We start from the raw sequence: 14319 nt of genomic DNA, 5'->3' as shown, positions 1-14319 counted from the left end.
GCACGTTCCCAAGGCGCCGATGGCTCTGGCCTGGATGTGCTGGAGATGCCTGAGCTCAAACCCGACCCGCGCACGGGCTGCAATGCAAATGCTTACATTCACTTGCGGTTAACTAGCACTTCTTCACAGATACCAGCCTGTCAGAACTGTAATATTGCCCTCACCTTCTTGTTAAGTTGCGCTTCATATACTGGCTGCATCGGCCGGCCAAACAGTTTTTCCAACTAATGGCGCAGGCTTTATCCGGAGAAAGTTCATGAAACCGCTTCACGTGTTATTGATCACCTTGCTGGCCGCGGCTTCGACCGGGGCCCTGGCGGAGGACGGTAGCGACCGTTCCCGCCAGAACCTGAGCCAATTTCGTCAGCAACAGCTGCAAATCCACGGTATCGGGAACGTCTCCCGACCCGCTACCGCCGTATCGGACACTCCCGTCTCCAAGGCCGTCTGATCGGCGTACACCGAGCAACATTCATCTCTGAAGCTTTTTCTATGAGGCTCCTTTGGAAAGAGATGAGTTTTTAGCGCCCCCTCCGGGCGCTTTTTTTTGCCTGATCGCCGGAATCGAATCCTCGGGCCAAGCGACTAAACGTCGCACCTGGCCCCAAATGGCGCCATAACACAGGCCGCGCCTTGACCCTGAAGCTACTTCAAGGCTCAGAATTTTCCTACACCCCGGACTACAGCCCTTTTCTGCGTAGATCCAATCACCTATTCGATCATCGCCAAGAGGTAAACCTGCATGCGCATCCTTGTCATTGAGGACGAGCTGAAAACCGCCGACTACTTGCATCAAGGCTTGAGCGAGAGTGGTTATGTCGTCGATTGCGCTGCCACGGGCATCGACGGTCTTCACCTGGCCGCACAACACCGCTACGAACTGGTGATCCTTGACGTCAACCTGCCAGTCAAGGACGGCTGGCAGGTGCTCGAGCAACTGCGCCAGGACAACACCCTGCGCGTGATGATGCTCAGCGCCCGTGGTCGGCTGACCGACAAGATCAAGGGCCTGGACATGGGCGCCGATGACTACCTGGTCAAACCCTTCGAGTTTCCTGAACTGCTGGCCCGGGTGCGCACGCTGCTGCGGCGCAGTGAGCCGATCGCCCTGCCGGAGATATTCCGCGTGTCGGACCTGGAACTGGACCCGCGTCGCCATCGGGCGTACCGGGGTACCCGGCGTATTGACCTGACCACCAAGGAATTCGCGCTGTTGCAGGTATTGATGCGCCAAAGTGGCGAGGTATTGACTCGCACGCAAATCATCTCGCTGGTCTGGGACATGAACTTCGACTGCGACACCAATGTGGTGGAAGTGTCTATCAGCCGGTTGCGGGCCAAGGTGGATGACCAGAGTGAGGTCAAGCTGATCCACACCATTCGTGGCGTGGGCTACGTGCTGGAAGCGCGTCAATGAGATCCGGCAGCCTGTCCATGCGCCTGGGGTTGACCGTCAGCCTGATGGGCGCGGGCCTGGTGTTGCTGCTGGCGACCCTGGCGTACCTGGCCCTCACCCATGAGTTGGAAAACCTCGCGCGCAAGGGGCTGGAGAACAAAATGGAGCAAATCCAGCACAGCCTGGCCCAAGGCCTCGATCCCCAAGATATCCGCGCCAGCCCTCATTCCTTGCTGGACCTGGTGATGGGGCATGACAACTTCTACCTGACCATCACCGGTCCATCGCCCGCAAACAGCGTATTGCTGAGTGTCGGCGCAAAAAGCCAGAAACCCTTGCTGCTCGACGCCGCCGCCGGACAAACCCTGGGGTTTGTGAACTGGACAGACGCGAGCGGCAATCAGATTCTCAGTGCATCAAGCCTGATGCGCCTGCGCACGGGCGAGAACGTGCGCGTGTTGCTGTCCCTGGATCGCTCGGATGATCAAGCGCTGCTCAGTGCCTACCTGCGCTCCACGGTAATCGCCCTGCCGCTGCTGTTGATGCTGATTGGCATCGGCGCCTGGTGGCTGGTGCAACGGGGGCTGGCACCGTTGCAGCAGTTCAGCCACGTCGCCGCCAGAGTCACCACACAGGACCTGACCCACCGCCTGGCGGTGGACAATCTGCCCAAGGAACTCAGTGAACTGGCCCAGGGCATCAATTTCATGCTGCACCGGCTGGATGCCGGTGTGCAGCAACTGTCGCAATTCTCCGATGACCTGGCTCACGAACTGCGCGCGCCGATCACCAATTTGATGGGCAAGGCCCAGGTCACGTTATCTCGCGCCCGAGCACCGGAGGAATACAAGTCGGTCCTGGAGTCCAGCACAGAAGAGCTGGACCGATTGGCACGGATTGTTTCCGACATGCTGTTTCTCGCCCAGGTCAGCCATCCGGCGGTGCGGGTTTCGTTTCAAACGGTGTCCCTGGCCGATGAGGCCCGGCGAGTCATGGAGCTGTTTGCCCTGAGTGCCGAAGATAAACAGTTGAACCTGAGCCTGTCCGGGGACGGATGGGTGCGGGGTGACCGGTTGATGATCCAGCGGGCGATTTCCAACCTGTTGTCCAATGCAATCCGCCATAGCCCGCGCGATTCTTGCGTGTCCTTGCTGGTAGAGAATCACGCCGGTGGTGTGTCGCTGTCGGTGAGCAACCCCGGCGCCGGAATTGAAGCACGGCACTTGCCGCATCTGTTCGAGCGTTTCTACCGCGTCGACAGCAGCCGCGCCCGCACCGAGGGCGGTACCGGGTTGGGGCTGGCTATCGTGCGCTCGATCATGAACGTGCATGAAGGGCAGGCCGAAGCCAGCAGCCTGCCGGGTGGCATCACTTTGTTCAGGTTGGTGTTTGCTCTTCGCGTCGATGCGCCCACTGATACAGTGCCGGCAACACCAGCAAGGTCAGCAGCGTCGACGAAATAATCCCGCCAATCACCACCGTTGCCAACGGACGCTGCACTTCGGCACCCGTGCCGGTGGCCAGGGCCATGGGAATAAACCCCAGAGAAGCCACCAGCGCGGTCATCAACACCGGGCGCAATCGGGTCAGCGCACCTTCGTTGATGGCCGCCGACAACGAACGCCCTTCCTCTCGCAGGTTGCGGATAAACGCAATCATCACCAGGCCGTTGAGCACCGCGACGCCCGACAGCGCAATAAAGCCCACCCCTGCCGAAATCGACAACGGAATGTCCCGCAGCCACAGCGCCATGATCCCGCCAGTCAGGGCGAACGGAATCCCGGTAAACACCAACAATCCGTCCTTGAGGTTGTTGAACATCATGAACAACAGCCCGAACACCAGCAGCAGCGCCACCGGGACCACGATCTGCAAGCGCTCGGACGCCTCCTTGAGTTGCTCGAACTGGCCACCCCAGCTCGTCCAGTAACCGGCAGGGATTTTCACCTGTTTGGCGATCGCGGTTTCGGCCTCGGCAACAAAGGAGCCAATATCGCGCCCGCGCACATTGGCACTGACGATCACCAGGCGCTTACCGTTTTCGCGGCTGATCTGGTTCGGGCCGAGGATCAGGTCCAGGCTGGCCACCTGCGACAAGGCGATAAAACCAAGCTGGTTACTCGCGCTGCCGACCAGCGCCGGAATCGGGATCAACAAGCGCGACAAGCCTTCAATGTCAGTGCGCAACGCTTCAGACAAGCGCACGACCATGTCAAAACGACGGTCGCCCTCGTACAGGGTCCCGGCCTGGCGCCCGCCCACGGCGACGGCGATGGTGTCTTGTACATCACCGATATTCAGGCCAAACCGGGCCGCCTTGTCACGGTCGATATTGATCGTCAGCACCGGCAGGCCGGAGGTCTGTTCCACCTTCACTTCTGACGCCCCATCAAGGGTTTGCAAGGCTTCAGCAATTTCCCCAGCGGTCTTGTTCAGTACCGCCATGTCATCGCCGAACACCTTCACCGCCACATCACTGCGCACTCCGGAGATCAGCTCGTTGAAGCGCAACTGAATCGGCTGCGACAACTCGTACTGGCTACCCGGCACAATGGCACTGGCGCGCTGGATATCGTCGACAAGGGCTTCGCGGGATTTGTTCGGGTCAGGCCACTGCGCCTTGGGCTTGAGCATCACATAGCTGTCGGAAATATTTGGCGGCATGGGATCGGAGGCAATTTCCGCCGTGCCGGTACGGGCAAAAACTCGCTCGACTTCCGGCACTTGAGCCATCAAGGTCTTCTCCAACTGCTGCTGCATCTGCACCGATTGCGTGAGGCTGGTGCCCGGCACGCGCAAAGCCTGCAGGGCAAAATCACCCTCGCTGAGACTGGGGATGAACTCGCTGCCCATGCGGCTGGCCACGACACCGCAAGCCACGATGCTCAATATCGCCAGCCCGAACGCCCATGAACGGTGCGCCATCACCCAATCGAGCACCGGTGCATAACCTCGACGCGCGGTGCGCATCACCCAGTTTTCTTCTTCCTTGACCTTGCCGGTGACGAACAGCGCAATGGCGGCCGGCACGAAGGTCACCGACAGGATCATCGCTCCCAGCAGGGCGAGAACCACGGTAAACGCCATGGGATGAAACATCTTCCCGGCCACCCCGGTCAGGGCAAAGATCGGCAGGTACACCACCATGATGATCAGTTGCCCGAAGATCAACGCCCGCCGCGCCTCCTTGGCGGCGGCGAACACCTCGTGCAGGCGCTCGCTGCGCGTCAACAGCCGGCCGTGGCGCTGTTGCGCGTGGGCCAGGCGGCGAATGGCGTTTTCCACAATCACGACCGCGCCATCGACAATAATCCCGAAGTCCAGCGCGCCGAGGCTCATCAGGTTGGCACTGACTTTGTTGGTGAACATCCCGGTAAAGGTGAACAGCATGGCGAGCGGAATCACCATCGCGGTGATCAATGCTGCGCGGATGTTGCCCAGGAACAGGAACAGAATCACGATCACCAGCAGCGCACCTTCGAAAAGGTTTTTCTTCACGGTGGCGATGGCTTTTTCTACCAGATTGGTGCGGTCGTAGACGGTGATCGCGACCACGCCTTCAGGCAGTGAGCGGTTAATCTCTTCAAGTTTTTTCGCCACGGCCCGGGACACGGTGCGGCTGTTCTCGCCGATCAACATGAACACCGTGCCAAGCACCACCTCACGGCCATTTTCCGTGGCCGCGCCGGTACGCAACTCACGGCCGATATCGACCTGGGCGACGTTGCGCACACGAATCGGGGTGCCATCAACGGTGTTGATCACGATGTTGGCGATGTCATCGATGGACGCCACTTGGCCTGGTGCGCGGATCAACAATTGCTCGCCACTGCGCTCGATATAGCCGGCGCCGACATTGGCATTGTTGCGCTCCAGCGCCGTGACCAGATCGTTCAAGGTCAGGTTGTAGGCCGCCAGGCGCTTGGGGTCCGGGGCGATCTGGTATTCCTTGGCAAAGCCGCCAATGGTGTTGATTTCGGCCACACCCGGCACGTTGCGCAACTGTGGCTTGATGATCCAGTCCTGGATCACCCGCAGATCTGTAGGCGTGTACGCTGAACCATCGTCCTTGCGCGCACCGTCCTGCGCCTCCACGGTCCACAGGAATATTTCCCCCAGCCCGGTGGAAATCGGCCCCATCGCCGTTTCGATACCCTCTGGCAATTGCTCGCGCGCCAGCTGCAAACGCTCGTTAACCAGCTGCCTGGCGAAAAACAGGTCGGTGCCGTCCTTGAAAATCACCGTCACCTGGGACAATCCCGAACGGGACAGTGAACGGGTCTGCTGCAATCCCGGTAACCCGGCCATCGCCGTTTCGATGGGAAAGGTGATGCGCTGCTCGGTTTCCAACGGTGAAAATCCCGCCGCCGCCGAGTTGATCTGCACCTGGACATTGGTGATATCCGGCACCGCGTCGATGGGCAGTTTCTGATAGCTGGCGATACCGATACCGGCCATCAACAGCACCGCCAGCAGCACGATAATGCGCTGCTCGATGGCAAATTGAATAAGACGTTCAAACATGGGGAATCACTCGCAGAATCAATGGGCGTGCTCGGCCGAGGCCTTGCCCAGCTCGGACTTGAGGATGAAGCTACCGACCGTCGCCACCTGCACTCCGGCATCAAGCCCTTGGCGCACTTCGACAAAACCGTCTTCGCTCAGCCCCAGTTCGACATGGCGGGTCAAGAAGCCTTCAGCAGTGCGTACAAAGACCGAGGGTTTGTCCTCCACAGTCTGGATCGCGGCCTGGGGTACCGTGATCGCGGCCTGATAGGTATCGGTCGCCACCTGCACCGCCACGAACAAACCGGGGCGCCAGGAGTCGTCGGGGTTGGGGACGGTGACCCGCACCGTCGCCGTTCGGGTTTGCTCTCCCAGCAAGCTGCCGACATAAGCCACCGTGCCCATCACCTCGGTGCCCATTTCCGTAGAACTGACCTTCACCGGCTTGCCGACCCGGACCTTGTTCAGGTCCTTGGGAAACACGCCAAACGTGACCCACACCTGGGACAAGTCCGAGAGGGTGAAGGCATTGCTGGTTTCGCTCACCACCTCACCGACTGCCAAGTGTTTTTCCACCACCACGCCGTCAAGCGGTGCCCGTAGCTCATAGCGATTGCCGCCGGCCAATACCGCGCTGCCACTCAGAGCCTGCATTTTTTGCCGGGCGTTATTCAGGGCTATCTCGGCTTCTTGCAGGGTCTGGCGCGCCAGCAGGTAATCTTGCTCCGCTGAGATCTTGTCCTGCCACAACCGGCGCTCACGCTGGAAGGTAATACGCGCCAATTCGACCCGGCGCTCACTGGCCGCCAGCTCGCTGCGCTGATCGGAAATCTGCTGGCTGGCGATCACGGCCAGCAGGTCGCCCTTTTTCACCTTCTGCCCCAGATTGATCTTCACCGACTCCACCACCCCGGCGGCACGGGGAACGATATGCGAGGTGCGGTCCTCATCAAATCGTACTTCTGCCGGCAGCGACAGCAAGGTGCTGATCTGCCGCGGTCCGGCCTGGGCCAGTTGAATGCCGGCGGCCTGGATTTGCTGTTCGCTGAGCACCAGCGTGCCTTCATCCTCCACATCCGCGTGGGCCGGTGCCTCGACGTCGGATGCAGGGGTTTGAGGCGCGACGCCTGTGGCCGGCCAAGAAACCATCAACCCGAGTGCAACAGCCAATGCAACGGCCAACGCCGCGCCTTGTTTTTTGTTCATGGGGGGAACTCCTGAAAAATCAAATGCGGGCGAGGTCGCCGTAGATTCGTTCGATCCGCACCCAGGCGTCGGTGGCCTGGGCGAGCGCAGCCAGGTATTGGGTGCGCGCGTCGATCAAGGTGCGCTGGGCGTCAAGCACCTCGAGGAAGTTGAACTTGCCCATTTCGAAGCCTCGGGTGGCGCTGTCCACGGCACTTTGGGCGGCGGGCAGGATCACCTCGTTGAAAGAGCGCACTTCGTTGTTGGCGCTTGCCCACAGGTCCAACGCCTGGCGGGTTTCAGTGCGCAGGCGCAGTTCAGTAGCGTTACGCACATCACGCGCTTGATCGGCGCGACGGCTGGCGGCGAGCACATTGCCCTGATTGCGGTTGAATAACGGGATCGGCATTGATACGCCGAGCACATTTACCCGCTCCCGGGCGCTGGCGTCGTACTGGCTACCGATGGACACATCGAGGTCCGGAATGCGCTGGGCCTTTTCCAGGCCTAATCCCGCTTCACGCTGTTGGATCTGCAACTCGGCCAGCCGCAGTTCGGCAGTCTCTTCGAGACGCGCCAGCAATTGGGTGGTGGGTGGCAGCGCTGGCGTGGCGAGGGTCCGCGACTCGACCGCCTGAAAGTCGATGCTGGCGGTGCCGGTAATCGCGGCCAGTCGTCGATAGGCATCGGTGACGCCCATTTCGGCGCGACTGAGTTCCAGTTGAATCTGCGAAAGTTGTACCTGGGCGCGAGTAGCCTCCACCGGCGACGCTTTACCCGCCGTCACCCGACCATCGGCCACCATTCGCCCGCGCTCGGCCAATGCCACCGAACGTTGCGCCAGCTCCAGCCGCTCCTGGGCCCGCAGCGCCGCATAAAAGCCATCAATGACCTCGGCCCGTAACAGGTTGCGGCGCTGTTCAAGTTCCTGGGCTGCCGCTTCCTGCCCTCGCGACGCGACATCAATCCGCGCGCCGCGCTTGCCACCCAGCTCCAGGGTCTGGGTCAATTTGACAGTGGTGGTGCGCGAATCGCGACGGGTGTCTTCGGCATCCCAGGACACCAGCGGATTGGGCAGCAACCCGGCCTGTTGCCGCCCGCCCTGGGCAATATCGATTTCCCATTTCGCTGCGGCCAGCTCCGGGCTGTTGGCGAAGGCGTTGTTTAGCGCAGATTCGAGAGTCAGGGTCTGGGCCAGCACCACTTGCCCCGTCGCCAACAACCCCATCACCGACCACAGAATTGTTCTTACACACGTTGGCATAACAAGAGTTCCACACCCATGAATTAACGGATAAATCCAAGCCGGGGCAATGTAGCCCTGGGGACTTATCAGAGGGGTGTCCGGAACATTACAAATCTGTCAGCAACAGCTCTGGGACGGGCTTTTCTCTAACCTGCCCAGCGCGAGTCGGGGGTTGCAGCAGCAAACGAAGCTCAGGCAGGCGAAAGGTGACGCCTGCCGAACAACGCCACACTCAGCACGCCCACCGCGCCCATTACCACGCAATAGCCCACGCAGATCCATGGGCTGGTGGGCATCAGCGCAATCAACATCAACGGCGTGGTGCTTGCCCACAGTGCATAGGCGATGTTGTAGGTGAAGGAAATCCCTGACACCCGCACCTGGGGCGGAAACAGGCTGACCATCACCGAGGGCACCGCCCCCACTATGCCGCAGCTCAAGCCCGCCACCGCATAGGCCGCGCCCAACCATACGCCGCCACCGATCAGGCTGGCATACAAGAGCGCGATCCCCACCGGCAACAACAGGCTGTACACCAACACTGCGCGCCAGGCGCCGATGCGGTCCACCAGCAAACCCGCCAGCACGCAGCCGATATTCAGGAAGACTATGCCCAACGCACTCAAGGCGAAGGTATGGCTGGGGCTCATGCCGAAGGTTTTCTGCATCATGGTCGGGGTGATGACCACCAGCACCACCACCGCCGAGGTGAGGACACAGGTGAGGATCATTGCCGGTAACAACGCACGGCGGTGGTCGCGCAAGACCGTGCGCAAGGGCAGTTCGGCAGCGGCCTGGCGGCGCGCCTGCATTTCCAGGAACACTGGGGTTTCGTTGAGCCAGCGCCGCAACCACACACCAATCACGCCAAACACACCGCCCAGCAGGAACGGAAAACGCCAGGCGTAATCGAGGATCTGCTCCGGGGTGAAGACTTGTGCCAACAGCGTCGCTGTCAGCGCACCGAGCAGGTAGCCGAAGGTCAGCCCGGCCTGCAGGATCCCCAGGGCATAACCCCGGTGATTGTCTGGCGCATGCTCGGCGACAAACACCCAGGCACTGGGCACTTCACCACCGACTGCCGCGCCCTGCAGGACGCGTAGCAACAACAGGATCAGCGGTGCGAAATAGCCGATCTGCGCGTAGGTCGGCATGATGCCGATCAGCAGGCATGGCAGTGCCATCATCAGGATGCTCAGGCTGAACACCCGCTTGCGCCCCAGATGATCGGCGAAGTGCGCCATCAGGATCCCACCCAGGGGGCGCGCCAGGTAACCGGTGACAAAAATTCCGAAACTTTGCAGCAGGCGTAGCCATTCGGGCATGTCTGGCGGGAAGAACAACTGGCTGAGTGTCAGCGCAAAGAACACAAAAATAATGAAATCGTAGATTTCCAAGGCGCCGCCCAAGGCAGCCAGGCCCAGGGTTTTGTAGTCGGAGCGGGAGAATCGCTGCGCCTGTGGATAAGCGGTGGCAGTCATGAACAAGCTCGGCAGACAAACAAAATGGCGTGCAGGTTATGAGCTGCGCCCAGTCATGGCAATCGCAGTCGATATATTCGTTTTACTCATTGATCGATGAAAATTACAACATTCCCAAAGCGGCAACCTTGGGTGAAGATGCTTCGATACCTTGCGAAAAATCGACAGTGGATGTCATCCAAAGGCTGAGGGACACGACTGCCGGCCCCATGGTCAGCGTCGTCAGGCTTGCCGACACCCCACTCCATAATAAATACAAGAGGTAACAAACGTGGCCGATCCTATCGACGAAAGCCGCTATGCCCGATTTGCCCTGCGTTGCTCCAACTTCGCCGAACGCTGGTTTCCTGACTCCTGGGTGTTTGCGGCCCTCGCCGTGATCATCGTAGCGGTGGCGGCCCTGGGTATGGGCGCAGCGCCCACCGAGGCGGCCAAAGCCTTCGGTGATGGCTTCTGGAGCCTGATTCCGTTCACCATGCAAATGGCTTTCGTCGTGATTGGCGGCTATGTGGTCGCCAGTTCGCCGCCGGCCGTGAAGTTGATTGACCGCCTGGCACGCATCCCGAAGAACGGCCGTTCTGCCGTGGCCTGGGTAGCGTTGATCTCAATGGTCGCGTCATTGCTCAACTGGGGCCTGTCCCTGGTGTTTGGCGGTTTGCTGGTGCGGGCGCTGGCACGTCGTACGGATTTGCGCATGGACTATCGTGCCGCCGGAGCGGCGGCCTACCTGGGTCTTGGTGCGGTGTGGGCGCTGGGCTTGTCGTCGTCGGCCGCGCAACTGCAGGCCAACCCCGCCAGCTTGCCTCCGTCGATTCTGGCGATCACCGGAATGATTCCCTTCACCGACACCATCTTTCTCTGGCAGTCAGGCGTACTGTTACTGGCGCTGGTCGTGGTATCGCTGATCATTGCCTATGTCACCGCGCCGGGCCCCAGCTCCGCGCGGGACGCCAAGGCCTGCGGCGTCGACCCAGCATTCAACCTGCCCAAGCTACAGCCGCCGACCCGCCCGGGAGAGTGGTTGGAGCACAGCCCGTTGCTGACCATTTTGCTGGCGCTACTGGCGGCTGGCTGGCTGTTTCATGAGTTTTCCACTAAACCTGCGATTAGCGCGATCTCGGGGCTCAACACCTATAACTTTCTGTTTCTGATGGTCGGAGCCCTGCTGCACTGGCGACCGCGCAGCTTCCTCGATGCGGTGACCCGTGCGGTGCCTACCACCACTGGCGTGTTGATCCAATTCCCGTTGTACGGTTCCATCGCGGCGCTGATGACCGTGGTCAAAGGCGGCGACGGCCAGACCCTGGCTCACCATATCTCGACGTTCTTCACCTCCATCGCCACCCATGACACGTACGCCCTGCTGATGGGTGTGTACTCGGCCGTACTGGGCTTCTTTATCCCGTCGGGCGGCGGCAAGTGGATCATCGAAGCGCCCTATGTGATGCAGGTGGCCAATGACCTGCAATACCATCTGGGCTGGTCCGTACAGATCTACAACGCTGCCGAAGCATTGCCGAACCTGATCAACCCGTTCTATATGCTGCCGTTGCTGGGGGTACTGGGGTTGAAGGCACGAGACTTGATCGGGTTTTCGTTCGTGCAACTGCTGGTGCATACGCCACTGGTGCTGCTCCTGCTGTGGGCGCTGGGAACCACATTGACGTATTTGCCGCCGGTAATGCCTTGACCTCATTGATAACCGCACCCGTCATTGCGACGGGTGCAGGGCAGGAAGACGCTTGAAGGTCAGCCAGAGTTGGAGCAACTGCGCCTTTAATTGTCGCCCAGCGGACGCAAGCGGTATTGCGGCGGCAACTGCTCGAAACCACTGATCGTGGTGTTCAGGCTCTTCCAGCGGCCATCCTTGATCCCATAGATACAGCCGTGAATCGACAGGCTCTGCCCGCGATGCCAGGCATTTTGCACAATGCTGGTGTGGCCGACGTTGGCCACTTGCTGGATGACGTTCAGTTCACACAGACGGTCGACGCGCTCTTCTTCAGTGGGCAATTGCGCCAGGACTTCGCGATTCTCGTAGTAAAGATCGCGGATGGTACGCAGCCAGCCGTCGATCAGGCCAAACTGGCGATCCTGCATCGAGGCGCGCACGCCACCGCAGCCGTAGTGACCGGTGACCAGGATATGTTTGACCTTGAGCACGTCAACCGCGTACTGGATCACCGACAGGCAATTAAGGTCAGTGTGCAGCACTACGTTGGCCACATTGCGGTGCACAAACAGATCGCCTGGCAGCATGCCGACGATTTCGTTGGCCGGCACACGGGCGTCTGAACAGCCGATCCACAAGTACTCCGGGGTCTGCTGGCGGGCGAGCTTGGCGAAGAATTCGGGATCTTCCTGTTTGATCGCATCCGCCCAGCGTTCATTGTTATCAAGCAGGTCTTGTAATTCGTTCATCGGGGAAAGCCTCAGGAATGATGCTCACGTATGACACAGGTCCGTTCGTCCGGGTCACGCCTTGCCGGCAGAAAGCCAAAGTGAATTTAGCTTGAATCTTGGGGCGTCATACCAGTCCACACACTATAAGCCCCACAGTATGAGGATTGGCCATGACTGAATCACGACGTCCCTACGGCGCTACACAGCCCGAACCGATTGACGACAATGAAGATCGCATGGGTTCGATGCGCGAATTGGATTTTGACGAGCGAGAGCCCACCGCCGAGATTGGCGACGAGATTCCGGCTGGGGAGCGCGAGCACCTGATGCCCGATGAACGGGTGCGTGAAGCCGGGTTGACCGGCGCCTCTACCGAGGATCATGAGCCGACCGATGACGATCTGAGCCCGCAAACGATGATCCACGAAGATGGTGCACGGGATGCCAGGGAAGAAGGTGAAGGCGAACAGGCCGATTGGGACCTGAGCATCGTCGATGAAGATGAGATTGGCGGCGGCAATGGGCTGGATGAAGCGCAGATGGCGGAGCGCGATCCAGTAGATGGTAATCGCTGAAGCACAGCAGAGCTCATTGTGGAACAGGGTCACTGTGGGAGCGGGCTTGCCTGCGATAGCATCACCTTGGTCTCACTGAAACACCGAGGTGCCTGCATCGCGGGCAAGCCCGGCTCCCACATAGGAGCCGTGTAAGCACTAGGCCTGGCGTTCAGTCGACCAGGGTGCAGGCCATGACGACCGCATCTTCGCGACCACCGATGGCGGGGTAGTAATCCCGTCGACGACCAATCTCGTTAAAACCATATCGCTCATACAGGCGAAACGCGCCGGCATTGCTGTCACGCACTTCCAGAAAGCATTCCCGTGCGCTCGCCGCATAGGCCCGGGACATCAGGTGTTCCAGCAACTTCAGGCCCAAGCCGCGGCCCTGGTTTTCAGGCTTGACGGTGATGTTCAGCAAATGGGCTTCATCCAGGATAATCTGCACCACGCCGTGTCCCACCTGCTGTTCACCTTCAAACATCAACCAGATCTGGTACTTGCCCAGCCCGTCGAGAAAAATCCCCCGGGTCCAGGGGTGACTGAACGCTGCGTATTCGATCTTCAGCACAGCGTCGAGATCCGCCTCGGTCATCGGACGGAAGGATACAGCGTCACTCATCGGTACTTTTCCAAAGCGCCATCAGCCGGCGCATGGCTTGCCAGACTTCAGCCTTACGCTGTGGCTCTTCCATTAATAATTCGAGACCCGGCAATGCCCAGGCAGAGCCGAGACCTTCGACCTGTAGCTGGCGGTACCAGGACTCGGCGTTGGCTTCGCCGGCGAAACGCACGGCGGGCAGGCCAATCAGCCACAGGCAGGCACAGGGTTCATCTTCCAGCCGGGCCGAGACAAAGCCTTGCACAAAGTCGCGCGCAGCTTCCGGGCCCTGATCCATGGTGCCGCGCACCAGCAGCGGCCAGCGCACCGGCTCGCCGACGATTTGCGGACTGTCGGGCAGGCCGGCAGCCCGCAACATGTCCTTGAGCAGCAAATAGGCAGGATCGCGGGTCTGGAAGCGCTCGCCGGTGGGCAACTCCACCAACAGCAAACAACGCCCGGCCCGCAGCAGTTGCAGGGCAAAACGTGGTGGCGGCACGACCGGGGCCTTGACCACCGGGGCCACTTCTTCGGCGACTGTGGGCTTGGCCAGCGGCGACGGGCGAGGCACTTCAATCTTCGCGCGCTCTACCGCAGGTCGCATTGGCGGGGCTGGCTGGACCACTGCCACCGGCACAGCGGCCTCCTCCCCTGAAATCTCAAGCGCCTCATAGGGCTCAAGCGTTTGCAGCAGCTCGGGCCGCGAGGGGGCAGCAAAGGGCAACTCGGTGCGCGGCAGCCAGTTGACCACTTGCATGGCGGTCAAATAAGCACGACGTCGGGACTCGATAAGCAAGGCGCGGCCACTTGTGGATAACTAAAGAGCGGGGATTCTACCGCCCTTCGGGGTTGATCGCCCACCGTTACAGTCAGCGCCCTGACCGGCTGTGGATAAATCCCGCCGCCGATGCAGTACAATCGCTGCTTTTAATCGCCAACCAGCC

At 60.4% G+C, this 14319-nt stretch carries 12 protein-coding genes; 5 read left to right on the top strand and 7 right to left on the bottom strand.

Annotated features, from left to right (window positions below; genetic code table 11):
- The first annotated feature begins 256 nt into the window (after positions 1–256).
- The 3 genes from OQ460_RS04240 (at position 257) to OQ460_RS04230 (ending at position 2859) form a co-directional block, all read left to right on the top strand.
- Positions 257–451 (top strand): co-regulatory protein PtrA N-terminal domain-containing protein, encoded by a 195-nt coding sequence (locus tag OQ460_RS04240; protein WP_410020636.1) that lies wholly within the window; start codon positions 257–259, stop codon positions 449–451.
- Positions 452–742: 291 nt separating this feature from the next.
- The gene (locus OQ460_RS04235) at positions 743–1417 is read left to right on the top strand and encodes a heavy metal response regulator transcription factor (protein WP_410020635.1); all 675 of its coding nucleotides are present in this window, start codon (positions 743–745) and stop codon (positions 1415–1417) included.
- Positions 1414–2859: a heavy metal sensor histidine kinase gene (locus tag OQ460_RS04230; protein WP_410020634.1), complete on the top strand. Its 1446-nt coding sequence runs from the start codon at positions 1414–1416 to the stop codon at positions 2857–2859. The genes OQ460_RS04235 and OQ460_RS04230 overlap by 4 nt, the downstream gene beginning before the upstream one ends.
- Here OQ460_RS04230 and OQ460_RS04225 read toward each other — a convergent pair.
- From OQ460_RS04225 to OQ460_RS04210, 4 genes are all read right to left on the bottom strand, one after another.
- Positions 2774–5920 (bottom strand): CusA/CzcA family heavy metal efflux RND transporter, encoded by a 3147-nt coding sequence (locus tag OQ460_RS04225; protein ID WP_410020633.1) that lies wholly within the window; start codon positions 5918–5920, stop codon positions 2774–2776. The two genes, OQ460_RS04230 and OQ460_RS04225, sit on opposite strands and share 86 nt — an antisense overlap.
- 18 nt (positions 5921–5938) lie before the next feature.
- Positions 5939–7108: an efflux RND transporter periplasmic adaptor subunit gene (locus tag OQ460_RS04220; RefSeq protein WP_410020632.1), complete on the bottom strand. Its 1170-nt coding sequence runs from the start codon at positions 7106–7108 to the stop codon at positions 5939–5941.
- Positions 7109–7127: 19 nt separating this feature from the next.
- On the bottom strand, positions 7128–8351 hold the full coding sequence (locus tag OQ460_RS04215; protein ID WP_410020631.1) for a TolC family protein: 1224 nt from the start codon (positions 8349–8351) through the stop codon (positions 7128–7130).
- 173 nt (positions 8352–8524) lie between these two features.
- A complete protein-coding gene (locus OQ460_RS04210) occupies positions 8525–9814 on the bottom strand; it encodes an MFS transporter (RefSeq protein ID WP_410020630.1) in 1290 nt (429 codons plus the stop codon).
- Positions 9815–10085: 271 nt separating this feature from the next.
- On the opposite strand from OQ460_RS04210, the gene OQ460_RS04205 reads away from it, so the two are divergent.
- Entirely contained in the window at positions 10086–11504 is a 1419-nt protein-coding gene (locus tag OQ460_RS04205) for a short-chain fatty acid transporter (protein WP_410020629.1), read from the top strand.
- A gap of 86 nt (positions 11505–11590) precedes the next feature.
- Here OQ460_RS04205 and can read toward each other — a convergent pair whose 3' ends face one another.
- The gene (gene can / locus OQ460_RS04200) at positions 11591–12235 is read right to left on the bottom strand and encodes a carbonate dehydratase (RefSeq protein ID WP_410020628.1); all 645 of its coding nucleotides are present in this window, start codon (positions 12233–12235) and stop codon (positions 11591–11593) included.
- Between the two features lie 152 nt (positions 12236–12387).
- Here can and OQ460_RS04195 point away from each other — a divergent pair, with 152 nt between their 5' ends.
- Positions 12388–12792, top strand: a complete 405-nt coding sequence (locus OQ460_RS04195) for a serine kinase/phosphatase (RefSeq protein ID WP_410020627.1) — start codon at positions 12388–12390, stop codon at positions 12790–12792.
- Positions 12793–12943: 151 nt separating this feature from the next.
- Here OQ460_RS04195 and rimI read toward each other — a convergent pair whose 3' ends face one another.
- On the bottom strand, positions 12944–13396 hold the full coding sequence (gene rimI, locus OQ460_RS04190; protein ID WP_410020626.1) for a ribosomal protein S18-alanine N-acetyltransferase: 453 nt from the start codon (positions 13394–13396) through the stop codon (positions 12944–12946).
- Complete coding sequence (locus tag OQ460_RS04185; protein ID WP_410021924.1) at positions 13389–14132, bottom strand: energy transducer TonB; 744 nt, start codon at positions 14130–14132, stop codon at positions 13389–13391. The genes rimI and OQ460_RS04185 overlap by 8 nt, the downstream gene beginning before the upstream one ends.
- Positions 14133–14319 lie beyond the last annotated feature (187 nt).

The sequence above is a fragment of the Pseudomonas imrae genome, from assembly GCF_046352735.2.
GTDB classification, from domain to species: Bacteria; Pseudomonadota; Gammaproteobacteria; order Pseudomonadales; family Pseudomonadaceae; genus Aquipseudomonas; species Aquipseudomonas imrae.
The sequence above is the reverse complement of the archived record's forward strand: the minus strand, read 5'-3'. Positions and strand labels throughout refer to the sequence as shown.